The following is a 23079-nucleotide window of genomic DNA, read 5'->3' as shown; positions in this document are numbered from 1 at the left end:
CGGCGGTCAGGCGGCGCGGGCCGTGTCCGTGTCCAGCTGCCGCAGCTCGTGCGCCAGGGCGGCCACGGTGTCACGGATCTGGTCGGGCGTGTGGTCACGGGTGATGAAGAAGCGCAGCCGGGCCATTTCCTCGGGTACGGCCGGGTAGAGGATCGGGTTGACGCTGATGCCCCGCTGGAACAGGGCTTCCGCGAGCCGCAGGGTCCTCAGCGAGTCCCCGACGATGCACGGGACGACGGGCGTGTCGTGACTGTCCCCGATGCTGATGCCCGCGTCCCGCGCGAGACGGACGAACAGCGCGGCGTTCTGTGCCAGCCGGGCCACGCGCTGCGGCTCGGCCCGCAGCACGCGCAGGGCGGTCAGGGACGCGGCCGTGTCGGCCGGGGTCATGCCGGCGCTGTAGACGAAGCCCGGAACGGTGTAGCGCAGGTACTCCACGACCGACCGGTTCCCGGCGACGTAGCCGCCACAGCTGGCCAGGGCCTTGGACAGAGTCCCCGACCACAGCTCGACCGCCGAGCGGTCGATGCCGAAGTGCTCGCCGATGCCACGGCCCGTGGCGCCGATCGTCCCGATGCTGTGCGCCTCGTCGATCATCAGCAGGGCGCCGTGCCGGCTCTTGACCTCGATGAGGGCCGGCAGGTCGGCGATGTCCCCGTCCATGCTGTACACGCCCTCGACGACGACGAGCACCCGCCGGTACTGGTGACGGACCTGCCCGAGGATGGCGTCGAGGGCGGCCGCGTCGTTGTGGGGGAACGGCCGCCGGGTCGCCCCGGAGAGCTTGCATCCCTGGAGGATGCTGTCGTGGGCGAGGGCGTCGTGGATGACGAGGTCTCCCGGTCCGACGAGGTGCCCGATCACGGTGACGTTGGTGGCGTGGCCGTTGGCCAGGGTGATCGCGGCCTCGCATCCGAGCAGGTCGGCGAGTTCGCTTTCGAGCTCCAGGTGGAGCGGCCGGCTGCCGGACAGCAGCCTGCTGGCCGACGCGGAAGTCCCGCAGCTTTCGATCGCCTGCTTGGCCGCCTCGTTCACCTGGGGGTCGGTGGCCATGCCGAGGTAGTTGTAGCTGGAGAACGAGAGCAGTTCCCGGCCGTCCACGACGGTCGTGGCCGTCATACCGCCCTCGTGGACGAGGAAGTACGGGTTGGCCAGCCCGATCCGGTCGAGCATGGCGATGCGTTCGCCGTGGGCGGCGACCTCCGGGAAGCACTCGATGCGGGTGTGCTCCTCGGGCAGCGGGGAGGCGGACGGCGCCGGTGACGGTGTCGGAGGGGCTTCGTCGCCGTCCGGTGAGCCGTTGTCGCATTCCGCGCGCTGTCCGGGGACGGCTGCCGGTGCGGCGTCCGCCGGACCGCCGGCGATCAGTGCGGCGATCCTCGCGACGGTCGGACGGTCGGCGACCGCCTCGTCGAACCTCCACAGGGGCCACTGCCGCTTGAGGGAGGTGAACAGGTCGGTCAGCATCAGCGAGTCGAAGCCGAGGTCGTCGATCAGGAGCTGGTCGCCGCGCAGGTGATCCACCGGGAAGGCGCTGATCCGGGCCACGTGCGCGAGCACGGTTTCGGTGACCTCGTCCATGCCCCCGGCCGGGGCGGAGTCCTCGTCCGACGGGGCCTGCGGGGCCGAGGGGGCCGGCGGGTCGGCAGGGACGGGCGGGGCGACGGGGGCGGGTTCCGGGACGGCCGCCAGGACGGGTTCCTGGACCGCCGCCAGGACCGGCTCCGGGACCGCCGCCAGGACCGGCTCCGGGGCGGCCGTCGGGGCAGCCTCGGGGGCGGGCGAAGGCGTGGTGCCGGCCTCCGAAGGGGCCGCGGTGGCGGGCTGCGCTTCGAGTGCCCTGCCGAGGTGGGTGAGCAGGGTGACCTGCTGCTGGACCAGCTGGAGCAGTTCGTTCATCGCGTCGTTCATCGGGTCGCTCATCGGGGTCTCCTCGGGCTGCGCGGGCTGTGCGGGCGCCGGCCGTGCCGGCTCGGGGGTCGGGACGGGGCCACCGGCGGTGTCCTTCTTCGCCGGGCGCTTGGCGGACACCCAGTACGACTGCGTGTCGAGCCTCGCCACCGGGAGGTCCAGCAGACGGCGCTCCTCCTGGGGAACCAGGGCGCGCGGGTCGACCGGGGCGCCGAGCACCGCGAGCCGGGCGAGGGCCAGCACGAAGCTCCGTCCCCCGTCGGGCGTCTCCCCGCCGACGGGAATGACGTGGACGTCGCCGTGACCGGTGAGGTTGCGGCGGACCGAGGTGAGGAGCGAGCTGCCGCCGGCCACCTGCAGGAAGACGCGGGCCCCCTGCTCGTAGGCGGTGCGGACGGCGTCGCCGAAGTGGACCGGCGCGGACGCGTGGCGGGTCCACAGCTCGCGCAGCCGGTCCGGGTCGGTGCAGACCTGCGCGTTCACGGAGGAGACGAACGGCAGGACGGGTCCGCTGATGCGGCGGGTGGCGAGGCCCGAGCGCATGCTCTCCTCGGCGGAGGCCACCAGCGGGGAGTGGAAGGCGTTGGACACCTCGAGCGCCGCCGTCACGACTCCGGCCCCGGCGCAGGCCTGACGCAGGGCGGCGAGCCCTTCCGGCGTACCGCTGACGACGACCTGGCGCGGCTGGTTGAAGCAGGCGAGCCAGACGTCCTCGATGCCGTCCATGAGCCGGCGGCAGGTCTCCTTGTCGCTCTGCACGGCCAGCATCCCGCCCCGGAAGCCGTTCTCGGCCCGCCGTAGGGCCGCGCCCCGGTGGACGAGCAGCCGGACGGCGTCCACGTGGGTGAGGGCTCCGGCGGCCGAGGCCGCGGCGAACTCGCCGACGCTGTGGCCGAGGGCGAGGTCGGGGGTGATGCCGCAGTCGGCGAGGACCCGGGTGGCCGCGATCTGGACGGTGCCGAGGAGCGGCTGGCAGACGTCGGTGGCCGCGAGCCGCTGCCGGAAGGCCTCCGCGTCGCCGTGGCGCTTCGAGGCCTCGCCGTAGAGCAGGTCGCCGAGGTCGAAGCCGAGTTCCGCCCGGGCCACGGCGCTGAGCACGCCGACGGCCGACCGGAAGCCGGTGAACCGCTCGTAGAGGTCCCGCATCATGCCCGGCCGCTGACTGCCCTGACCGGGGAAGAGGAAGGCGATGCGGCGCTGCGCGGCAGGCAGCGGGGCGTCGGCGGCGAAGGCACCGTCGCCGAGGTCGCCCCGGGCGCCGGCGAGGAGCTGCTCGCGGGCGTGGCGCAGCCGCTGGACGAATCCCTCCGTGTCGGCGGCCACGATGGCGAGCCGGGCCTTCAGCAGCTCACGGGAGCCCAGGGTGTGGGCCACGGCTGCCAGCGGCGCACGGTCCGGCGCGTCGAGTGCGTCGAGTACGTCGCCGATGTGCTGGTCCAGCAGCCCGGGGCTGCCGGCCGAGAGGAGGACGAGGTGGGGGCCGGTGTCTTCCCGGCTTCCGCGTCCGTCGAGCTCCGGGAGGCGGGCGGGGGCTGGGGCAGGCTGCTCCTCCAGCACCACGTGGACGTTGGTGCCGCCGAACCCGAACGAGCTGACGGCGGCGCGCCGGGGCGTGCCCCCACTCGGAAAGGGACGTGCTGTGTCGGCGAAGCGCAGGCCCGCGGCGGCGATCCCCAGGTCGGGATGGGGGGTGGTGTGCGGCTGCGGCACGATCATGCGGTGGTGCACGACCAGAGCCGTCTTGATCAGTCCCGCGATGCCCGCGGCGGCCAGGGAATGCCCGATCAGGGCCTTGCCCGAGGCGACGTAGCAGAGACCGGGGTCGTCGTCCGGGAACTCGGTGCGCAGCCGGCGCAGCGCCTCCGCCTCGGCACGGTCGCCCGCGGCGGTGCCGGTGCCGTGGGCCTCGAGGAAGCCCACGGAGGAGGGGGCGACGCCCGCGTCCTCGTAGGCCCGGAGCATGGCGCGCAGCTGGCCTTCGGGGGTGGGGAGCAGCGGTCCGGGAGACGCACCGTCGTTGGCCGAGCCGATTCCCTTGATGACGGCGTAGACGCGGTCGCCGTCGGCGAGCGCGTCGGCGAGCGGCCGCAGGACGACGACACCGGCGCCTTCGCCGAGGACGAAGCCGTCGGCTCCCTCGTCGAAGGGGCGGCACACCCCGGTGGGGGACAGGGCGCGGAGCCGGGAGAAGCCGACCAGGCTGTCGGGGGTGAGGTTGAGGTAGACGCCGCCGACGAGGGCGAGCCGGCAGTTCCCCTGGCGCAGCTGGGCCACCGCCTGGTCGAGGGCGACCAGCGAGCTGGAGCAGGCGGCGTCGACGGCGAAGCTGGGGCCGCCGAGGTCGAAGTACCGGCTCACGGTGCCGGACGCCATGTTCAGGAGGCTCCCGGGCAGGCTGAAGGCCTCGACGCAGCCGAGCTGCGCGGCCTGCTCCTTGATGGCGTCCATGCCGGCCCGGTCGTCCGCAGCCTGCCGGCCTTCGGCCAGGGTGATGCTCCGGATCGGGGCCGCCATCAGGTCCTTGTAGTCGGACACCGACACCCCGAAGAACACTCCGGTGTTCTCCCGGTCGAAGTCCCCGCGGCCCATCCCCGCGTCGGCGAGGGCCTCGCGCGAGACGTCGAGCATCAGCCGGTGCTGCGGGTCCATGGCCCGGGCGCGGGAGGGGGGTATCCCGTAGTGCAGGGCGTCGAAGCGGTCCACGCCGTCCAGGAAGGCGACCTGGTCCGTGTACGCGGCGTTGGGCGCCGACCGGTTGCCGGGTTCGTGGAAGATCCCGTGGTTCCACCGTTCCCCCGGGACCGTGGAGAACTGCCGCTCCCCGCTCATCAGGAGCTTCCAGTAGCCGCGGATGTCGGGGGCTCCGGGGAAGCGGCAGCCGAGTCCGGTGATGGCGATGTCGGTCATGGGGATCTTCCTTGGTGTCGTGCCCCGGGCGGTCGGCGACGGGGGCTCCGGTCGGCCGTCCTCCCGCTGCGCGCAGGAGGGCCGGATTCCACCGTGCCCGGGGGACGCCCGGGGCCGTAGCCCCGGCTATTCGTCACTTGACAGGAGCCGGGGGACCGGGCTCACCGGCCGGCCACCGGGCATTGTCAGACCCCTGGGAGAGGATGATCCCCATGACGATCCCTCCTGCCGAAGAGGCTCTGACCAGCCAGTCCGACGTGTCCGGCCCGGCCGGCCGTGCCGAGTACGACGCCGCGCTCCAGCAGCTTCGCGAGGCGTCCCAGGCGTACTACGGCGGCGAGAACAGCCCCCTGGACGACGCCGCCTACGACCGGCTGCGCCTGTCCGTCCTGGCCTGGGAGACGGAGCACCCGGACGAGGTCGCCCAGGACTCCCCGACCGGCCTCGTCGGCGACGGGGCGGCTCCCGTCGGGGACATGGCGCACACCACGCGGCTGCTCAGCCTCGACAACGTCTTCGACCCGGCCGGCCTGCTGGCATGGGGGGCCTCGCTCCAGCGCCGCCTGGGCCGGGAGCCCGCCGGCGGGTTCACCGTCGAGCCGAAGATGGACGGGGCGGCCGTCGCGGCCCGCTACCGCGCCGGGCGGCTCGAGCAGATCATCACCCGCGGCGACGGCACGCACGGCGAGGACGTCAGCCACGTCATCGGCACCATCGAGGGCCTGCCCGAGCAGCTGCCCGTGCCGGCCACGTTCGAGGTGCGCGGCGAGGTCCTGTTCACGCAGGAACAGTTCGAGACCGCGAACGAGGTCCGCACCGCACACGGCGCGCAGGCCTTCGCGAACCCCCGCAACGGCACGGCCGGCACCCTGCGCGCGAAGGACCGTCCGTACCGGCTCGCGATGACGTTCTGGGCGTACGGAGTGGTGGAGCTCGACGGCACCGCCTTCGTGCCCGCCGGGGCCACGCACGCCGAGTCCCTGGCCGCCGTCGCCGAGGCCGGGGTGCAGACCACGGCCGGCACGCCCGCGGGCCTGCACGTGGTCGCCACCCTCGCCGAGGCGCAGCAGAAGGTGGACGGGATCGCCGCACTGCGCGCCGGACTGCCGTTCGGCATCGACGGGGTCGTGATCAAGGCGAACGACGCCACCGAGCAGGCCGCGGCCGGGTTCGGCAGCCGGTTCCCGTACTGGGCGATCGCCTTCAAGCTCCCGGCCGTCGAACGGCAGACCGTACTGAAGGACGTGGTCTGGGACGTGGGCCGCACCGGCGTACTGGCCCCGACGGCCATCCTCGAACCGGTCGACATCGACGGATCGACGGTCACCCGGGCCACCCTGCACAACCCCGCGGACATCCGCCGCCGCGACCTCCACCTCGGGGACACCGTGACCGTCTACAAGGCGGGCGACATCATCCCCCGGGTCCAGGCCGCCCTCGCGGACCGCCGCCCGGCCGGCGCCCCGGAGGTGCCGCTGCCCACGGAATGCCCCAACTGCGGCGGAGAGATCAACAAGGACCAGGAGCGGTGGCGCTGCGCGAAGGGAACCGGCTGCGCGCTGCCCGCACTGATCGAGTACGCCGCCGGGCGCGACATCCTCGACATCGACGGCCTCGGCAAGACCTACGTCAACGCCCTCATAGCGTCCGGCGACGTCACCGACATCGCCGACCTGTTCACCCTCACCGAGGACCAGCTCACCGCCGCGTCCGGCAGCGCCAAGCGCGGAGCGAAGCTGGCCGAGCAGCTGGAGGCCGCCAAGTCCCGTCCGCTCAGCCGCGTCTTCTGCGCCCTGGGCGTGCTCGGCACCGGGCGCAGCATGTCCCGCCGCATAGCCGCCCACTTCGGCACGATGGAGGCGATCCGCCAGGCCGACGGCGTCGCCCTGCAGGAAGTCGAGGGCATCGGCGGGGAGAAGGCTCCGGTCATCGTCGAACAGCTCGTCTCCCTGGCCCAGGTCATCGACAAACTGGTGGCGGCCGGGGTCAACATGACGGAGCCTCAGCAGGCCCCGACGGCCGATGACGGCCCGCTGGCGGCCAAGACCGTGGTCGTCACCGGCAAGATGAGCGGCCCGCTGGCGGAGATGGGGCGCTCGGAGATGAACGCCCTGATCGAGAAGGCCGGCGGCAGGGCGGGCAGCAGCGTCAACTCCAAGACCACCTACCTGGTCTGCGCGGCCTCCCCGAACGGGAAGCCGAGCTCGAAGGCGGTCAAGGCCGCGGAGCTGGGCGTCACGGTCCTCACCCCGGAAGCCTTCGCCGACCTGGTCGCCGCCTACCTGCCCTGACCGCCCGCCCGTTGGGCAGCAGGTACGACGGAGCCGCCGCCGGAGCCCGGGCGGCGGTCCTCAGGATGGGGCCGCGTCCCGGGGTGGGGCTTCGTAGCGGGCGGCGAGCGCGGTGGCGCGGGCGCGGAGGGAGTCGCGCAGCCACTGCGGGGACAGGGCTTCCGCGTGCGTGCCGAGCTGCCACACCGCCCATTCGGCGTGTCTCGCGTCCTGGAAGCTCACCTCCAGCCGCAGCCGGCCGTCCTCGTCGGTCTCCTCGGCGAGGACGGCCAGCGCCGTGCCCACCAGTTCCGCCCGCCGGGCGGGGTTCATCCGTACCAGGACGGTGACTTGGTCGCCGCCGGTCCGGAACCGGGTGCTGCGTTCCTGCCAGGCCCGGTCCAGATCGACACGTTCCGGCCGCTGCGCCGGTTCAGAGAGTTCCTCGGCGGACAGGATCCGCGACAGCCGGTACGTACGGTCCGCGCCGGACCTCGCGGCCAGCAAGTAGCCCTGGCCCCGCACGGTGACGAGGCCGATCGGGTCCACCGTGCGCCACTTCGGGTCCTGGCCCACGGCCGCGTAGCGGATGCGCAGCTTGTGTCCGGCGAACACCGAGCGCCGGACCTCGGCCACCACGGCGTCGGGCACCTCGTCGGCGTCCAGCCGGCGCGAGAGGAGATCGGTCTCCGGGTCGATGAGCAGGCGCTGGGCCGCGCCCGCCGCGGTGGCCCGATAGCTCTCGGGCAGCGCGTCGACCACCTTGCGCATGGCCGAAGCGAGCGCCGAATCGAGGCCGAACGTCTGCGAGCCGCGCCGCGATCCGGCGACCAGCAGGGCCAGTGCCTCGTCGTGGTTCAACCCCGTGAGCTCGCTCTGGAAACCGGGCAGCAACGCGAAACCGCCGTGCCGGCCGCGTTCGGCGTAGACGGGGACACCGGCCGCGGACAGCGCCTCGATGTCGCGCAGCACCGTACGGGTGGACACCTCCAAGTCGCGGGCCAGCGCGGCCGCGGACAGCCGGCCGTGCTGCCGCAGCAGCAGGACCAGCGATACCAACCGGTCGGCGCGCATACGAAAACTCTACGGGAATACATGACACAGGATGTCGTGATTGGTTGCGAGGCTTATCAGCAGCAGGGCAGAGCGCCATTGCATGCGAAAGGTGATCCACATGTCCCACGCCATCGTCAACCCTGATGGTCTGCACGACCCGGTCCCGTTCGGCTACAGCCACACCGCCACCGTGACCGCGGGCTCTGAACTGGTCTTCATCTCGGGCCAGTACGGATCGGACCCGGACGGCGCGGTCGTCTCGGCCGACTTCGCCGAGCAGGTGAAGCAGACGTTCCGCAACATCGGAACCGCCCTTGACGCCCACGGGCTCGACTTCGGGCACGTCGTCCAGCTCAGGACCTACGTGGTGAATCACGACATGAGCAAGCTCGGACCGATCGCCGGGGCCGTACAGGAGGTCTGGGGTACCAAGCCGCCCACACAGACCCTCATCGGTGTCGCGAGCCTGGCCACCCCCGACGTGCTGTTCGAGGTGGAAGCAGTGGCCGCCCGCCCCTGATCCGCCACCACCCGCGCCCGGGCAGTCCGACCCGGCGCGGGTGGCGGCCCCGGCGGCGCGAGCTCCCGGGGCCGTGCGAGACGGGCGGCGAAGGGTTCCGCGGAGCGCGGGATCGGGCGGGAGTTGACCCTGACACCGTGTGAGGGGGTCTACTGCTCGCACCTGCCCGGCGATCTCTGCCGGCGGAGATCTCCTCTGCTCCTACGAAGGGTTCCTCGTGCTCGGCTACGTCGGTTCCGGCCCCTACTGCTACACCAACTCGCTGGCCATGATGCTCGGCGGGGAAGCACCCTCCACCACGGTCATCGAGACACTGACGGGCTCGCCGTTCGGCGCCCAGCTCATCGCGGGTTCCCTGCCGCTGTTCGACCCCTACGGCTGGCACCCCGAAGCCGGCCTCGACGACGCGATCGCACTGCTGGGCTGGAGCTGCGAACGCAGCGACGGCGGGACGCCGGCCGAAGCGCTGGAACGGCTGCGGGCCGCCTGCGCGCACGGGCCGGTCCTGGTCGGGCCGGTGGACATGGGCCTCCTGCTGTACCAGCCCGGCACGCCGAACGCCGACGGAGGTGACCACTACGTCGTGGTGCTCGCCGCCGACGAGGAGGGCGTCGAACTCCACGACCCCCACGGCCACCCCTGGGCGACGCTGCCGACGCGGGCCTTCCTCTCCGCGTGGGAGGCGAAGTCGGTGGCCTACATCGAAGCCCCGTACGTGCTGCGGACCGGTTTCGTACGCCGTCGCGGGGTCACCCCCGTCGACGCGCTGAGGGCGTCGCTGCCGGGAGCCGCGCGGTGGCTGGCCGGCCGTGACGATCTGCCCATGCCGCCCGGCTCGCTCGGCGGAGCCGCCGCCGTCGAAGCGCTCGCCGACACGGTCGCCCAGGGCACACCCCCCGGTATCCGTACGCTGCTCACCGCGTTCGGCGTCCGCGTGGGAACCCGCCGTCTGGTGGACGCGGCGATGTGCCTGGAGGAGCTGGGGCTGTCGGACGCGGCCTCCATCGCGCAGCGCCAGGCCCGGATCCTGGGCGGTCTGCAGTACCCGCTGGTGCACGGCGACGACCGGGCCGCCGCGGCGCGGCTGCGGCAACTCGCCCCCACCTATGCGCAACTGCACGCGGCGCTGGGCGGTGTGTGACGGACCCCCGGCGCCTCGAACTCCCCGTGAAGCCGGCTCAGCACTGCCACAGGAAGAGGGCGCGGGCGCAGGGCTCGCAGGCGAAGGCGTACGCGCACCCACCGCCGCCGAAGTTCATGGCCGTGCCGGGATCGGGGCCCTGCTCGAGCTGGACGATCAAAGGCATCGGGCGCTCGCACGAAGGGCACGTTGGAGTCTCGTCCCCCTGGAGCCACGCGGGCTCTCCGCCGAGTTGCCCGAGCACCTCGGTCTGCGGCCGGCCCGTTTTCCCGGCCCACGCCTCGCGAGCCAGGTCGTAATCCGCTTCCGCCGCGGACTCACGGGTGACCGAGCGGACCGCGCCGAGGCTCACGACGTGCTCGTCGACGCCCTCGCCGAGCGGGGGCGGCGACAGCGGCAGAAGACCCTCGGGCGGGAAGAGGAGCGCCCGGTTCCCGCCCGAGTCCGGAGCCCAGTCCTCGCACATGCCCGGGTCGTTCTGGCACGCGAACAGGGCGAGGACCCCACGGCCCGGGGCGGCCGCCCCACGATCGATGCCGTCGACGTCGTCCAGTACCACCTGGGCCAGGAACTGCATCGGTCCGGAGCAGGAGGTACAGGACGGCCACTCGGTGCCGGCAGGGGCGAGCGGTCCACCACCGGTCCGGGTGACCGGGGCGTCCGGCGGAACCGGGCCCGCGTCGATCATCAGGGTCGTCATGGAGCACGACTCTAGGCCAGCCCTACGACACCCCCCGCGCGACCCGAGCGCGCGCCGGGCTCAGGCCGAGCGCAGGGCGTCCGTGGGGGACGCCCTGGCCGCACGCGAAGCCGGGTAGATCCCGGCGAGGGCGGCGACCAGCACGGAGACCAGGGGACCGGCGACGACCGTGTAGAGCGGGATGGAGGCCGGCCACCCCTGGGCGAGGGCGTAGCCGTAGACCGTGATGCCGCCCACGACCAGCCCGCCGATGCCGCCGATGAAGCCCAACAGCACGGCTTCGAGCAGGAACTGGACGGCGATCTGCCCGCCCCTGGCGCCCAGCGCGCGCCGCAGCCCGATCTCGCCGCGGCGTTCCATCACCCCCACCACCATGGTGTTGGCGATGCCGACGCCGCCCACGAGCAGGGCGACCCCGGCCAGCGAGAGGACCAGTCCGGTGAGGGCCCCCTTGGCCTCGCTCCGCGCCGTGAGCAGGTCGGAGGGGCGGCTGACGGCGACCTTGCTCGGGTTGGCGGGGTTCGCGGTCGCGCCGGCCACGGCCTGGACATCGGGTACGCGTTCCGGGTGGGGCCGCAGGTAGACGGTGGCGGCGGTGCCGTCCGCGCCCAGGTGGGCGGTGGCCTGGGGCCAGCCGACCAGGGCGGCCGTGGAGAGCTCGGGGGCCAGCTCGTTCGGCGCCAGGATCCCCGTGACGACGTACCACTGCCCGCCCAGCCAGACCCGCTCGCCCGGCGCGGTCACGCCGAGGCGCTGTGCGGCCTGGTCGCCGAGCACGGTCACGGGGAGTTTCTCGCCGGCCTCGTCCAGCCACTTGCCGCTGCGCGGGGTGGCGTGCAGGACGTCGAGCAGGTTCAGCCGGGCGGCCAGCACGGTGATGCTGCCGGTCTGCTGCTTGGGAACCAGGTCGTTGCGGTAGACCTCGGCCTTGGTGGACCCGGTCGCGGTGACCTGCTGCACCGGGGCGATGTTGGCGAGCATCTTCTCGGCGGTGTGCGGCAGCGGTACGGGTTGCTGGTTGACGTCCTTCCCGGGAGTGACGGTGATCAGGTTGGAGCCGAGCTGATCCAGACGGGCCAGCAGGTGCGCCTGGTTGGAGGCGGAGATCCCGGTCACGGCGATGACGGCGGCGATGCCCAGGCAGATGCCGAGGGCCGACAGGGCCGAACGGACCTTGCGCGTACGCGGTCCGATCATGCCCAGGCGCAGCAGGTCCGCCGGGCGCAGCCGGGTACGGCGTCGGGAAGGGCTCATCGGACGGCTCCCGCGGGGTGCGGACGGCGTTCGTCGAAGTCGATGCGGCCGTCGTGGATGCCGATGCGCCGGGGGAAGGACGCGGCGAGGTCGCGGTCGTGGGTGATGACGACGACGGTGGTGCCGGCCGCGTTCAGGGCGTGCAGCAGGTCGACGACGGCCGCGCCGGAGGCGCTGTCCAGCGCTCCGGTGGGCTCGTCGGCGAGCAGCAGCGCGGGACGGCCGACGAGTGCGCGGGCGATCGCCACGCGCTGCTTCTCGCCGCCGGACAGCTGGTCGGGATGGTGGTCCAGGCGGTGGCCGAGGCCCACCTCGCGCAGGGCTTCGACCGCCGCCTCGCGCCGCCGGGCGTCGCGGGTGCCGTTGTAGAGGAGGCCGGTGGCGACGTTCTCGACCGTGGTCAGTCCGGGAAGCAGGAAGAACTGCTGGAAGACGAACCCGATCCGGTGCGCCCGCAGAGCAGCCAGCTCGGAGTCGGAGAGGCCGGCGAGGTCGCGCCCTTCGAAGCGCAGCCGGCCGGCGGTGGGCCGGTCGAGCGAGCCGAGGAGGGCGAGGAGGGTGGACTTGCCCGAGCCCGAGGGGCCGACGACCGCGAGGAGTTCGCCGGCTTCGACGGTGAGGTCGATGCCGTGCAGGATGCGCAGCGGGGGCGAACCCGGATACTCCTTGGTGATGCCCGTGAGCTCAAGTACGGGTGCGCGGCCGCCCTCTGCCGTTGAGGGTGTCACTTGGGGATCACCACCTGGTCGCCGCTCGCCACGTCGCCGGTGATCTGCGCCTTGGCGTCGGCGACCAGTCCCAGCCGGACCTTGACCAGCCGACTGGTGGTGCCGTCCACGACCTTGACGCCGTAGCCGCCGCCGTCCAGGGCGAGCAGCGCGGTGACCGGGACGATGAGGGCGTCGGCGGCGGTCTCGCCGACGACGTTGACCGTCACGGAACTCGGCCCGGCCTGCCGGGCCTTGTCCTGGTCGCCGAGCACGATGGTGACGGAGGTCTTCTGCTGACCGCCCGCGCCCGCGCCCCCGCCGCCGGAGCCGCCGTCGCCCGCGCCCGCGTCCCCGCGGATCAGGGAGCGGATGCGGCCCTCGACGGTGACCGCGCCGGCGAGGTTCACCACCACCTTCCCGTCGGGCTTGAACTGGGACAGCTGGTTCTCGGCCGGCTGGACGACGGCGACGAGGTCGGTGCTGGTCACGGTCATGACCGCGGTCGCCCCGAGGGCGGAGCCGAGCTGCGCGCCGAGCTTCTGCACCTGCACGGTGCCCAGCGGCAGCATGGCGACGCTGCCGGGCGTGACGGTGCCGGTCTCCTTCGCTCCCACCGCCTTCTGCCACCGTTTGACGGCGGTGGCGGTGCCGTCCGTGAACTTCTCGTCGACGGCGAGCCGGAGCCCGTCGGCGTGACCGAGGGCGACCAGGTTGCTCTTGAGCTGTTTGACGTCGGGGCCGTCGCCGACACCGGGGCCGAGGTCCCGCCACATGGGGCGGTTTCCCGTCATGAGGACGACGGGGCGTCCGTCGACCTCGTAGAGCGTGCCGCCTGCCTTGACGACCGAGCCGACGGCGGGCAGGGCGGTGATGGTTCCCTGGCCGGATCCGACGACGGGAGTGGGCGCGTCGTGGCCGAGGGATCCGGCGACCTGGATGCTGGTGGACAGCGATCCCTTCTCCACCACCGCCGTCCCGTGGCCGGGGGACTGCTGCTCGGCGACCGGACCCCCGCGCTCCCAAGGGCGCGTGGCACCCCACGCGGCCGCCCCCGCGAGCGTGGCTATGAGGACGACCGGTACGACGATCCCCCGGCGCTTCCTGCGACCGGATCCGTGGCCGTGGCCGGGGTCGGTCCCGGTCACGGTCCCGGACCCGGAGGGCTCAACGCTCTGGGACATGCTCACTGCCCGATCTGGTAGCTGGGCGCGGGCAGCTTGCTGCAGGCCGGCTGGATCGCGTCCCACTTGGCCGCGTCGAACGACAGCCGGGGAATGTTGAGGACGGCGGTCTTGGGGTCGGGGTCGGGAAGGTCCGGGTAGCCGTTCTTCCTCCCGCACGCGACCCAGGCACGCGCCTCGTCGACGAACTTCTGCACGCTCTTCTCCGTGGCCTGGTGAATGCCGGGAACCTTCGCGTCGCAGACCTTGGCCGCGGCCTCGTACGCGTCGACGGACACATCGGCGCCGGTTCCGGCCGCGGGCGTGAAGATGTTGCCGTCCTTGTCCTGGTCGACGCCGTTCTGCCCCTGCTCGTGCATGCAGGTCACCCAGGCCCGCCGGACCGCGTTGTCGTCCTGCGGCTTGCTCTTGCCCGAGCCGTTGCCCCCGGCGACCTCGGGGGCGGACTCCGGTGAGGAACAACCGCTCATCACCAGCGCCGCGGTCACGGCGCATACGGCCGTCAAGGCCCGTGCGGTTCGGCTCTGCATGTTCTGCTCCCTGCTGGGTCACGACGATGACGTAGATGCAGTTCTACGGACCGCCGGGTTAGCCGTCGGTGACCTTGTGCCTAACCACCGGCTAACCCTCCCCGGGGCATCCTTGAGCCGCGGGTCCGCACACGGGACGGCCCCGTTGCACGGCCGAGCGGAGTGGGACGGAATGCGAGTGCTCATCGTCGAGGACGAGGCGGAGCTGGCCGAGATGCTCGCCGAGGGCCTGCGCGGGGAAGGCATGGTCTGCGACATCGCCCACGACGGCGCCCGCGCACTGGAACTGACGGCCGCGACCGACTACGACGTCCTGGTCCTCGACCGGGATCTGCCCCAGCTCAGCGGAGACGCCGTCTGCCGGGCCCTGAACGCGGCCGGCCATCCGGCCAGGATCCTGATGCTCACCGCCGCCGGCAGCCTGTCCGACCTGGTCGACGGCCTCGGCCAGGGCGCCGACGACTACATGTCCAAGCCCTTCTCCTACCTGGAGCTGATCGCCCGGCTGCGCGCGCTCGGCCGCCGGGCGTCCACGGGCGGCGCCCCCACCGTGCTCAGCCGGCGCGGCGTCAGCCTGGACACCGTCCGCAGGGTCGCCGAACGGGACGGCCGTCCGCTGAAACTGACACCCAGGGAACTGGGCGTACTGGAACTGCTGCTCGCGGCGGACGGCGCCCCCGTCGACACCGAGGAACTCAGGGACAGCCTCTGGGACGCGGCCCTGTCCCCGGCGACCACCGCGGTACGGGTCACCGTCCACTCCCTGCGCCGCAAGATGGGCGAACCGGCACTGATCCACCACAACCCCGGCTTCGGGTACCGACTGTGAGTCTCCGCCGACGCGGCCGTACCGACCGCCGCCCCTCCCCGTACCGGCTGCCCCTGCGCGGCCGGCTGACCTTGACGACCACCACGGTCTTCGCCTTCCTCGGCACCGGACTGCTCCTGCTGAACTGGCTGAGCTCCCGGCAGCTCATCGAGGACAACCGCTACCTCGTCATCCCCGAACCCGATCAGGCCGTGGTCCCGCTCACCCCGCCGTCGGAGCCCGGGCCGGTCCCCACCCCCACCCCCACACCCCTGGAGTCCTCGCAGCCCGCCGCTCTCACCACGCCCACCGAAGCCTTCGAGGACTTCCAGCACAGCGTCCTCGCCGAACTGCTCGTACGGTCCCTGCTGCTGCTCGCCCTCTTCACCACCCTGGCCGCACTGCTCGCCTGGTGGGCCAGCCGCCGCTCGCTGCACCGGCTCACCCAGGTCACCGCCGCCGCCCGGCGCATCAGCGCCGGCGGCATCCTCGACGAGCGGCTCGGCCTGACCGGACCCCACGACGAGGTCCGCGAACTCGGCGACACCTTCGACGCCATGCTCGACCGCCTGGACCGGAGCTTCACCGCCCAGCGCCACTTCACCGCGCACGCCTCGCACGAACTGCGCACCCCGCTCACCATCCAGCGCACCGCACTGGAGATCCCGCTGGCCCAGGGCAGGGTCCCGGAGGACCTGAAACCCGCCCTGCGGCGCGCGCTGGACGCCAATGCCCGTACCGAGCGTCTGATCGACGCCCTGCTGACCCTTGCCCGGGGCGAGAGCGAGAACCTGACACACCACCCGGTCGACCTCGCGGACGCCGCCAGGAACGCCGAGGAGGACCTGGCCCAGGAGGCCCGGGCCGCCGGGATCCGGATCACCGTGGACCCCGCAGCGGCCCCGGTCGCGGGCGACCCCTCGCTCCTGCGGCAGATCGCACTCAACCTGCTGGCCAACGCCGTACGGCACAACCAGGCGGGCGGCACCGCGACCGTCACCACGGGGGTCGAGGAGGGGCTGGCGTTCATCGAGGTCGCCAACACGGGACCCGTCGTGGACCCCGCCGAGATCCCCTCCCTCTTCGAGCCGTTCCAGCGCGGCCCGGGGCGTCCCGGCAAGGGCCTGGGGCTGGGACTCGCCGTCGTCCGCGCGATCACCCTCACCCACCACGGCAAGATCACCGCGACTCCCCGCCCCGGCGGCGGACTCGCGGTCCGCGTCGACCTCCCGCCGGAGCGGCGGCAGGAGGCGCCGCCAGGGGAACCCGCCGCTCAGGACGCGGCGGGCCGCACGGTCCGCATCCGCCCGTAGGCGTACACGCACCCGGCGAGCGCGAGGTCCGACAGCAGCATGAAGCCGATCGAGTACGAGTCCTTCGCGCTGTAGATCGCGCCCATGACCAGCGGGGGCACGAAGCCGCCGAGCCCGCCCATCGCTCCGACGATGCCCGTCACGCTGCCCACCTGCGGCTGTGGAGTCACCTGCGAGACCAGGGCGAACACGCTGCCGCTGGCGGTTCCCAGTCCGGCTGCCATCAACAGCAGGGCGAGCGTGCCGACCGGGTTCATCGCCGGGTCGAAGGCCTGCACGATCGCGAGGAGCGCCACCAGGCCCAGGGCCCCGGCCGTGACCTGCGCCGGGTGGATCCGGTCCGACAGCCAGCCGCCGACCGGCCGGAACACCACCGTGACCAGGGCGAAGCCCGCCGCCTTGGTGCCGGCGTCGGTCGCCGACAGGCCGTACCAGGTCTTCAGGTACGTCGGCAGGTACACCCCGAACGCGACGATCCCGCCGAACCCGATCGCGTACAGCGCGGCGAGCTCCCACGTCACCCGCAGGCGTCCCGCCCCGCGCAGCCGCGACGCGAGCGAGGCCGTCGGCACGGGCCGGTCCGGCCGGTCCCTGAGCAGCAGGGCCGCCAGGGCCGCGTAGCCGGCGAGCGCCAGCGCCACGACGAGGAAGGGCAGGTCGGGGTCGTGCTCGGCGATGCGCGGCGTGACGTACCCGGACAGCGCGACACCGCCCATGCCCATGCCGAAGACCCCCAGCGCGAAGCCCCGGCGGTCGGGCGGGAACCAGGAGTTGACCAGCGGAATGCCGATCGCGAACGTCGTGCCGCCCAGGCCCAGCAGGAAGCCGACGGCGAGCGTCAGCCCGTAGCTGTCGCGGGCCGGGACCAGCAGCAGCACGGGCACGATGGTGAGCGCGGCCACCACCGGGAACATCAGCCTGGCCCCGTACCGGTCGGTCAGCGCGCCCACCGGGATCCGCCCGAGCGACCCGACCAGCACGGGCACCGCGACGAGCAGCGACTGCTGGAACGAGCTGAGACCCAGCCGGTCCTTGTAGTCGCCGGCCAGCGGCGCGATCAGGTCCCACGCCCAGAAGGTGAGCGTGAACCCGAGCGTCGCGAGGACCAGATTGCGGTACGCGGCGCTCGAGGGCCGCGACGTCGACGTGGCGTCCATCCCGTCAGTCAAGACCCACTGGACCGTTCGGGCACGCAGGACTGCGCCGAACGGATCATGAACGGTCCGGGCACCCGTCCGTCCGCCCGTACACTCGGCGCATGAACCGCACACGTGTCACGGGGGAGTGCCTGCCACAGGCCGCTCCTTCCGTACGGGCGGTTTCCGCAGGCCGGACGGGTGTCAGCCCGCGGACCGCCGCCGACGCGCAGGCCCCCACGGTGGGCCGCGGCGTCGTGCACGGCCACGGCTAGCGCTTTCCCCACCGCGCCCCGCGCAACCTCTCGCGCAGCCTTCCCGCTTCGCGCCCGGTCCCTCCCGCGCCGGCTTCCCAGGCGGGCAACCGGCCCCTGCCGCAGGGCCTTTCCGCGGCGCCCCTCCGCAGCACCCTTCCGCACCGCCCATGGCGACGGGCCCTCCTTCCGTCGGCCCGTACCGATCACCGCGCCCCCATCCGGCCGCCCCGCCTTCGAGGGCGGCGTACCGCGCTCCCCACACCATCACCGCGGTCCCGACGATCCGTCCGGGGCCGCCGCCAGGCGCGGTCCGCGACCCGGACCGCACCGCCTCCGAAGGGACCACCGTGAAACTGAGCGGTTTGCTGACCGGCCACGAGCACCACGTCATCCAGGGCGACGCCGAATCGACGCGGATCACCGCGGGCACCACCTTCGACGTCGACCGGGTGGTGCCGGGCTCGCTCTTCATCGCGGTCCCCGGCCACCGCGGAGGCGGACCCGCCGCCATCGGCGCGGCGCTCGCGCGCGGTGCCACGGGGGTGATCGTCGACGAGGCGGGAGCCGCCGAGGCGCCCCCTGGCCGGGAACTGCCGCCCGCGGTGTGCGTCGTGCGGGTGTCCGACACCCGCAAGGCGGCCGCGGTCGCCTCCTCCCGCTACTTCGGCGAGCCGGGCCGGCACATGGACATGGTGGCGATCACCGGAACCAACGGGAAGACCTCCATCTCCTACATGGCCGAGTCGCTGCTGAGGATCTCCGAGGGCGTCTCCGTGGGCGTGATCGGAACGGCGGGCAGCCGGATCGGCGACGAGATGATCCCGATGCCGCCCTCGGTGCTGACCACGCCGGAGTCGCCCGACCTGCAGTACCTCCTGGGCCACATGCGCGACCGGGGCACCGGCAGCGTGGTGCTGGAGGCCACCTCGATGGCACTGCAGACGTACCGGATGGACCGGACGTTCGTCGACGTGGGCGTCTTCACCAACCTGACCCAGGACCACCTGGACGACCACGGCACGATGGCCGGCTACACGAACGCCAAGATGCGGCTCTTCCAAGGCCTGTGCCGGCACGCGGTGGTCAACGTGGACGACCCGGTGGGAGCCGGCATCCGGGCGATGATGCCGGACGCGGTGACGACCTACGGCCTCGACGCACAGGCCGACTTCCGCGCCACGGACCTGATCGCCGACGCCTCGGGGACCCGCTTCACCCTGCACCACGAGGGCAAGGAGTACCCGGCGGCGATCCCCGTACCGGGCCGGTTCTCGGTGTCCAACGCCCTGGCGGCCGTCGCGGCCTGTCGGGTCCTGGGACACGACCTGGACGGGCTCGTCTCCGCGCTCGCGCACATGCCGCCCGTCCCGGGCCGCTTCGAGCGCTTCGTCACCCCCGCCGGCACCTCGGTCATCGTGGACTACGCCCACTCGCCCGACTCCCTCGACAAGGTCCTCACCGCCATCCGCGGATTCGCCCGGGGCCGGATCGTCACCGTCTTCGGCTGCGGCGGCGACCGGGACACCACCAAGCGGGCCGAGATGGGCCGCATCGCGGGAACCCACTCCGACCTCTGCGTCCTGACCTCGGACAACCCCCGCACCGAGGACCCCGAGGCGATCCTCGACCAGATCGCCCCCGGCATCGAGTCGACCGGCACCCCGTACGAGCGCTGCGCCGACCGGCGCAAGGCCATCTCCCTCGCGCTGGCCGCCGCGGGGCCCGAGGACATCGTCCTGATCGCGGGGAAGGGCAGCGAGCCCCACCAGATCGTGGGTGAGGAACTGCTCCCCTTCAGCGATATGGCGACCGTACGGGACCTCGCCTCGCGGCAGGTCTGAAGGGCGGGCCCGGAGCGCCGCCGGTGCCGGGGCTGACGCCGGGGGCCGGGGGCTGGACCGCTCCGGTGCCGGGGCCGGGCCCGGGGAACGGAGCAGCGGACGGAGCCGCCGTTACACCGCCGGTACGGGACCGGCGGGCAGGTGTGATCCGGGTGTGATGTCCCCGCGCGGGTCGGCCGGTCAAAGTGGGTGAGCCCGCCATGACCTGCGATGACGGGCGGTTTCACGGGCGTCCGCGCACAGCGGCACACTGCCGACCGGGCGCCCCGCCCACCTCCCGCACCACCTCCCGCAGCCGGTCCCCGCAGTGGCCGGCAGCGGTGTGGTCACGGTCCCCTCCCGCTCGGGGGGAGCTGTCGGAGCACGTGCGCGGCAGGACCACGAAAGGGAGCACCCATGCGTATGACCCTGACCCGCACCGCGGGAGCCCTGGCCGTCGCGGCACTGGCGACCGCGGGCTGCTCCGCGGGCGCCGCAGACGCCCCGCGCGACGGGGCAGCGTCGAAGGGCGCCGGCGGTACGGCACTGCCCGCACTGCCCGCCCGGTTCGCCCAGCAGCAGCCCCACTGGACACCCTGCGGGCCGGACGTGGTCAAGGACGCCCTTCCCGGAGCCGAATGCACCTGGATCGAGGTCCCGGTCGACTACGCCGCACCCGCGAAGGAATCCATCGAGCTGAGGGTCTCCCGGGTGAAGGCCGAGGACCGGGCCGGCCGTCTCGGATCGCTGCTCCACAACCCGGGCGGCCCCGGCGCGGGCGCCGCGGCGGACGTGGCGAGCGGCGCGTGGAAGCCCGGCGACAAGGCGTCCGCCCGCTACGACCTGGTGGGCTTCGACCCGCGCGGCATAGGGGACTCGGCCCCGGTCGGCTGCCCGACCGGCAAGAACGCCCCCCAGGGCGCCGACCTGACCAGGATGCCCCGGACCGAGGCGGAGGCGGACAAGGCGTTCGCCGAAGCCGGCGCCCGCGCCAAGGCCTGCCAGAAGGCGAGCGGCCCCGTCTTCGCCCACATGGACACCGCCAGTGTGGCCCGCGACCTCGACATCATCCGTACGGTCCTCGGCGACGCGAAGCTCACGTACGTCGGGACCTCGTACGGCACCTACATCGGCCAGAAGTACGCGCAGCTCTTCCCCGACCGGGTGGGACGCCTCGTCCTGGACGGAGTCGTGGACCCGGGCCGGGACATGCGTCAGGTCACCGACCTCGATGTCACCGTCACGCAGGCCGAGTTCCAGCGCTACGCCGAGGAGTGCGCCGCGGGCGGGAGGTGCCCGCTCGGCGCCACGGGCGACGAAGTGGTCTCCCGGGTCACCGCGTTCGTCCAGTCCCTCGACGGCAAGCCGCTGCCGGGACCCGACGGCGAGGAGCTGACCACCACGGTCGCCACCGACGCCGTGACCAAACTCCTGCCCCGCAAGGAGGACTGGCCCCTGCTCACCCGGGCGCTCGCCGCGGGCCTCGCGGGCAACGCCACTCCCCTGATGTCCCTGACCAAGGACAACGGCACGCCCGACGGCGGCGACCCGGGCGACACGGCGGGCCGGGGCCGTGCCGTGGGGGGCGTGGCCCCGCGGGCCGATGCCGACTTCAACTCGGACATCGCTCAGATGGCCGTCCTCTGCCTGGACAGCAAGGCTCCCCGCACGGCGCGGGAACTCCTCGACGCCGCCGAGACCCTGGCCGGGAAGTCGCCGCTCTTCGGCCGTACCAACGCCTGGAGCATGGTCGACTGCGCCGCCTGGCCCGTACCGCCCGCCGGGGGGCCGGAGCGGATCACCGCGGCCGGGGCTCCGCCCGTGCTCCTGGTCTCCTACACGCACGACGTCGCGACACCTCTGGACAACGCCCGTGCCGTGCAGGCCGACTTGGGCAACGCCTCGCTGATCATCCGCGAGGGCACCGGCCACGGCGCCTACATGTCGGGCTCCGCCTGCACGGACCGCTTCGTCGACGACTACCTCGTCGAGGGCGTCCTGCCACCGAAGACGGCGAACTGCCCGAGCTGACGGGCGGAGCGCGTGCCGGGTACGCGCCGCGGCCGGGGCCGGTGGCCTCGGCTCAGCCCGATAGCGCGGCCACGAGCATCCGCCGGGTGACCTCCGCCAGCTCGGCCATGTCCGGAGGCGGGCTGTTCTCGTCCAGGGAGCCGACGAGCCGGTCGTAGAGCAGGCCGTCCGTCCAGGCGACGAGCAGTTCGGCCGTCGCGACGGGATCGGTCGCGCCGAGCGCCGCGAGCAGGAGCGTGGCCTTGGAGCGTGCCGCGACCCGGGCCGTGTGCAGGTCGGCCCGGAGTTCCGGACGGCGCGTCGCCTCCAGGGTGAGTTCGAAGCGCGCGAGCTGGCGTTCGCGCGCCGCCGTCAGCCAGTGGTGGAGCAGCGCGGCCAGTGCGACGGCGGCGGAATCCAGGTCCGGCCGGCCGTCGCCCCGGGTGCCCAGCCGGCCGTGGCCCGTTTCCCAGTGGTCGACGTCCGCGACGGAGAGTTCGGCCAGGCGGAGGTAGCAGGCGCTGATCAGGGCGCTGCGGGTGCGGAAGTAGTACGAGGTGCTGCCGGCGGGCAGGCCCGCGGCGGCGTCGACGGCGCGATGGGTGAGGCCGCGCAGCCCGGCGGCGGCCACGGTGCCGATGGCGGCGTCGGCGATCACGGCACGCCGGTCCCGGGGGTCGGGGGCCGTGGCGGGAGAGGAAGGGGGGGTGGACACACCGCAACTCTACATCTGTATAGTCTTCAGCATCCTCTACATCCGTAGAGGGTGTTGGGGCGATGCAGAGAATGCGGGGGAGGCGGTCGAGATGCGCGTGCGTCACGCTGTGGTGGCCGGAGGAGGCATCGGGGGATTGACGGCGGCGATCGCGCTGCACCGGCGGGGGTGGCACGTCACCGTGTGTGAACGTTCCACCGAACTCACGGGCATCGGAGCCGGCATCGTGCTGGCCCCCAACGCCCTGCGCGCCCTGGACTCGATCGGGCTCGCCTCCGCCCTGTCCACCGGCAAGGCCCTCCCCGCCAGCCTCGGGCTGCGCGAGCCCGGCGGCACCTGGCTGAGCCGCTCGGACGGCGTGTCGCTGCCCGCCCGCTACGGGCCGCCCGCGCGCGCCGTGCACCGCGGCTTCCTGATCGAGACCCTCGCGGCCGGCCTGCCGGACGACCTCGTGCAGCTCGGCGTAGCGGTGACCGGCGTGGAGGACGCCGGTGACGCCGTCACCGTGCGCACCTCGGCGGGGGACCTGCGGGCCGACGTCGTACTCGGTGCGGACGGAATCCACAGCCCGCTCCGCGGGCAGCTCTTCCCCCGCCACCCCGGGCTGCGGCACGCCGGTGAAGCGGCATGGCGGACCGTGGTGTCCGGCGAGGGCCTGCCGGCCCAGTCCGCCGCCGAAACCTGGGGGCGGGGCGAGCGGTTCGGCGTGGTTCCGCTCGCCGACGGACGCGTCTACCTCTTCGCCACCGTCAACACCACCGCCCCCGAAGCCGGTACGCGCCCGGCCGGCGGCCGGCTGGAGCCGCTCCGCCGCTTCGCGGAGTGGCACGACCCGATACC

At 73.2% G+C, this 23079-nt stretch carries 17 protein-coding genes and 1 pseudogene; 9 read left to right on the top strand and 9 right to left on the bottom strand.

Annotated elements, in window-relative coordinates; all coding sequences use genetic code 11:
• Nucleotides 1-6: 6 nt before the first annotated feature.
• Nucleotides 7-4818, bottom strand: coding sequence for an aminotransferase class I/II-fold pyridoxal phosphate-dependent enzyme (locus ACWGDE_RS13640; protein WP_453389150.1), 4812 nt, complete (start codon nucleotides 4816-4818; stop codon nucleotides 7-9).
• A 212-nt stretch (nucleotides 4819-5030) separates the two neighbouring features.
• Here ACWGDE_RS13640 and ligA point away from each other — a divergent pair, with 212 nt between their 5' ends.
• Complete coding sequence (gene ligA, locus ACWGDE_RS13635; RefSeq protein WP_453389149.1) at nucleotides 5031-7109, top strand: NAD-dependent DNA ligase LigA; 2079 nt, start codon at nucleotides 5031-5033, stop codon at nucleotides 7107-7109.
• Between the two features lie 60 nt (nucleotides 7110-7169).
• On the opposite strand, the gene ACWGDE_RS13630 is transcribed toward ligA, so the two are convergent.
• Complete coding sequence (locus tag ACWGDE_RS13630) at nucleotides 7170-8162, bottom strand: helix-turn-helix transcriptional regulator (protein ID WP_453389148.1); 993 nt, start codon at nucleotides 8160-8162, stop codon at nucleotides 7170-7172.
• 100 nt (nucleotides 8163-8262) lie between these two features.
• Here ACWGDE_RS13630 and ACWGDE_RS13625 point away from each other — a divergent pair, with 100 nt between their 5' ends.
• The gene (locus ACWGDE_RS13625; RefSeq protein WP_453389147.1) at nucleotides 8263-8664 is read left to right on the top strand and encodes a RidA family protein; all 402 of its coding nucleotides are present in this window, start codon (nucleotides 8263-8265) and stop codon (nucleotides 8662-8664) included.
• Nucleotides 8665-8881: 217 nt separating this feature from the next.
• Complete coding sequence (locus tag ACWGDE_RS13620) at nucleotides 8882-9805, top strand: hypothetical protein (protein ID WP_453389146.1); 924 nt, start codon at nucleotides 8882-8884, stop codon at nucleotides 9803-9805.
• Between the two features lie 37 nt (nucleotides 9806-9842).
• On the opposite strand, the gene ACWGDE_RS13615 is transcribed toward ACWGDE_RS13620, so the two are convergent.
• From ACWGDE_RS13615 to ACWGDE_RS13595, 5 genes are read right to left on the bottom strand one after another with little or no spacing between them, the layout of a single operon-like run.
• The gene (locus ACWGDE_RS13615) at nucleotides 9843-10505 is read right to left on the bottom strand and encodes a DUF1963 domain-containing protein (RefSeq protein ID WP_453389145.1); all 663 of its coding nucleotides are present in this window, start codon (nucleotides 10503-10505) and stop codon (nucleotides 9843-9845) included.
• A gap of 60 nt (nucleotides 10506-10565) precedes the next feature.
• Nucleotides 10566-11759, bottom strand: coding sequence for an ABC transporter permease (locus tag ACWGDE_RS13610; protein WP_453389144.1), 1194 nt, complete (start codon nucleotides 11757-11759; stop codon nucleotides 10566-10568).
• The gene (locus tag ACWGDE_RS13605; protein WP_453389143.1) at nucleotides 11756-12487 is read right to left on the bottom strand and encodes an ABC transporter ATP-binding protein; all 732 of its coding nucleotides are present in this window, start codon (nucleotides 12485-12487) and stop codon (nucleotides 11756-11758) included. The genes ACWGDE_RS13610 and ACWGDE_RS13605 overlap by 4 nt, the downstream gene beginning before the upstream one ends.
• Nucleotides 12484-13650 carry a peptidoglycan-binding protein gene (locus tag ACWGDE_RS13600; protein ID WP_453389142.1) on the bottom strand — a complete coding sequence of 389 codons (1167 nt, stop codon included), beginning with the start codon at nucleotides 13648-13650 and terminating at the stop codon, nucleotides 12484-12486. Before ACWGDE_RS13600 ends, ACWGDE_RS13605 begins: the two co-directional genes overlap by 4 nt.
• A 2-nt stretch (nucleotides 13651-13652) precedes the next feature.
• Nucleotides 13653-14180 (bottom strand): hypothetical protein, encoded by a 528-nt coding sequence (locus tag ACWGDE_RS13595; protein ID WP_453389141.1) that lies wholly within the window; start codon nucleotides 14178-14180, stop codon nucleotides 13653-13655.
• Nucleotides 14181-14352: 172 nt separating this feature from the next.
• Here ACWGDE_RS13595 and ACWGDE_RS13590 point away from each other — a divergent pair, with 172 nt between their 5' ends.
• Together ACWGDE_RS13590 and ACWGDE_RS13585 are read left to right on the top strand one after the other, a co-directional pair.
• Nucleotides 14353-15009: a response regulator transcription factor gene (locus tag ACWGDE_RS13590; RefSeq protein WP_453389140.1), complete on the top strand. Its 657-nt coding sequence runs from the start codon at nucleotides 14353-14355 to the stop codon at nucleotides 15007-15009.
• Complete coding sequence (locus ACWGDE_RS13585; protein ID WP_453389139.1) at nucleotides 15006-16301, top strand: sensor histidine kinase; 1296 nt, start codon at nucleotides 15006-15008, stop codon at nucleotides 16299-16301. Before ACWGDE_RS13590 ends, ACWGDE_RS13585 begins: the two co-directional genes overlap by 4 nt.
• On the opposite strand, the gene ACWGDE_RS13580 is transcribed toward ACWGDE_RS13585, so the two are convergent.
• Nucleotides 16262-17458, bottom strand: a complete 1197-nt coding sequence (locus tag ACWGDE_RS13580) for an MFS transporter (RefSeq protein WP_453389138.1) — start codon at nucleotides 17456-17458, stop codon at nucleotides 16262-16264. The two genes, ACWGDE_RS13585 and ACWGDE_RS13580, sit on opposite strands and share 40 nt — an antisense overlap.
• 101 nt (nucleotides 17459-17559) lie before the next feature.
• Here ACWGDE_RS13580 and ACWGDE_RS13575 point away from each other — a divergent pair, with 101 nt between their 5' ends.
• The 3 genes from ACWGDE_RS13575 (at nucleotide 17560) to ACWGDE_RS13565 (ending at nucleotide 21545) form a co-directional block, all read left to right on the top strand.
• Nucleotides 17560-17712 (top strand): hypothetical protein, encoded by a 153-nt coding sequence (locus ACWGDE_RS13575; RefSeq protein ID WP_453389137.1) that lies wholly within the window; start codon nucleotides 17560-17562, stop codon nucleotides 17710-17712.
• A 329-nt stretch (nucleotides 17713-18041) separates the two neighbouring features.
• Nucleotides 18042-19535, top strand: a complete 1494-nt coding sequence (locus ACWGDE_RS13570; RefSeq protein WP_453389136.1) for a UDP-N-acetylmuramoyl-L-alanyl-D-glutamate--2,6-diaminopimelate ligase — start codon at nucleotides 18042-18044, stop codon at nucleotides 19533-19535.
• Nucleotides 19536-19931: 396 nt separating this feature from the next.
• On the top strand, nucleotides 19932-21545 hold the full coding sequence (locus ACWGDE_RS13565; RefSeq protein WP_453389135.1) for an alpha/beta hydrolase: 1614 nt from the start codon (nucleotides 19932-19934) through the stop codon (nucleotides 21543-21545).
• 52 nt (nucleotides 21546-21597) lie between these two features.
• On the opposite strand, the gene ACWGDE_RS13560 is transcribed toward ACWGDE_RS13565, so the two are convergent.
• Nucleotides 21598-22239, bottom strand: a complete 642-nt coding sequence (locus tag ACWGDE_RS13560; RefSeq protein WP_453389134.1) for a TetR/AcrR family transcriptional regulator — start codon at nucleotides 22237-22239, stop codon at nucleotides 21598-21600.
• Nucleotides 22240-22375: 136 nt separating this feature from the next.
• Here ACWGDE_RS13560 and ACWGDE_RS13555 point away from each other — a divergent pair.
• A pseudogene (locus ACWGDE_RS13555) lies at nucleotides 22376-23079 on the top strand (FAD-dependent monooxygenase); the annotation flags it as partial.

Source organism: Streptomyces sp. NPDC054956, assembly GCF_053609185.1.
Note: the sequence above shows the minus strand (reverse complement) of the source record. Positions and strands in the feature narration are given on the sequence as shown.

Coding starts and splice junctions, on each gene's coding strand:
- ACWGDE_RS13640 (WP_453389150.1), bottom strand. CDS start 4,818: ATGACCGACATCGCCATCACCGGACTCGGCTGCCGCTTCCCCGGAGCC.
- ligA (WP_453389149.1), top strand. CDS start 5,031: ATGACGATCCCTCCTGCCGAAGAGGCTCTGACCAGCCAGTCCGACGTG.
- ACWGDE_RS13630 (WP_453389148.1), bottom strand. CDS start 8,162: ATGCGCGCCGACCGGTTGGTATCGCTGGTCCTGCTGCTGCGGCAGCAC.
- ACWGDE_RS13625 (WP_453389147.1), top strand. CDS start 8,263: ATGTCCCACGCCATCGTCAACCCTGATGGTCTGCACGACCCGGTCCCG.
- ACWGDE_RS13615 (WP_453389145.1), bottom strand. CDS start 10,505: ATGACGACCCTGATGATCGACGCGGGCCCGGTTCCGCCGGACGCCCCG.
- ACWGDE_RS13610 (WP_453389144.1), bottom strand. CDS start 11,759: ATGAGCCCTTCCCGACGCCGTACCCGGCTGCGCCCGGCGGACCTGCTG.
- ACWGDE_RS13600 (WP_453389142.1), bottom strand. CDS start 13,650: ATGTCCCAGAGCGTTGAGCCCTCCGGGTCCGGGACCGTGACCGGGACC.
- ACWGDE_RS13595 (WP_453389141.1), bottom strand. CDS start 14,180: ATGCAGAGCCGAACCGCACGGGCCTTGACGGCCGTATGCGCCGTGACC.
- ACWGDE_RS13590 (WP_453389140.1), top strand. CDS start 14,353: ATGCGAGTGCTCATCGTCGAGGACGAGGCGGAGCTGGCCGAGATGCTC.
- ACWGDE_RS13580 (WP_453389138.1), bottom strand. CDS start 17,458: ATGGACGCCACGTCGACGTCGCGGCCCTCGAGCGCCGCGTACCGCAAT.
- ACWGDE_RS13575 (WP_453389137.1), top strand. CDS start 17,560: ATGAACCGCACACGTGTCACGGGGGAGTGCCTGCCACAGGCCGCTCCT.
- ACWGDE_RS13565 (WP_453389135.1), top strand. CDS start 19,932: ATGCGTATGACCCTGACCCGCACCGCGGGAGCCCTGGCCGTCGCGGCA.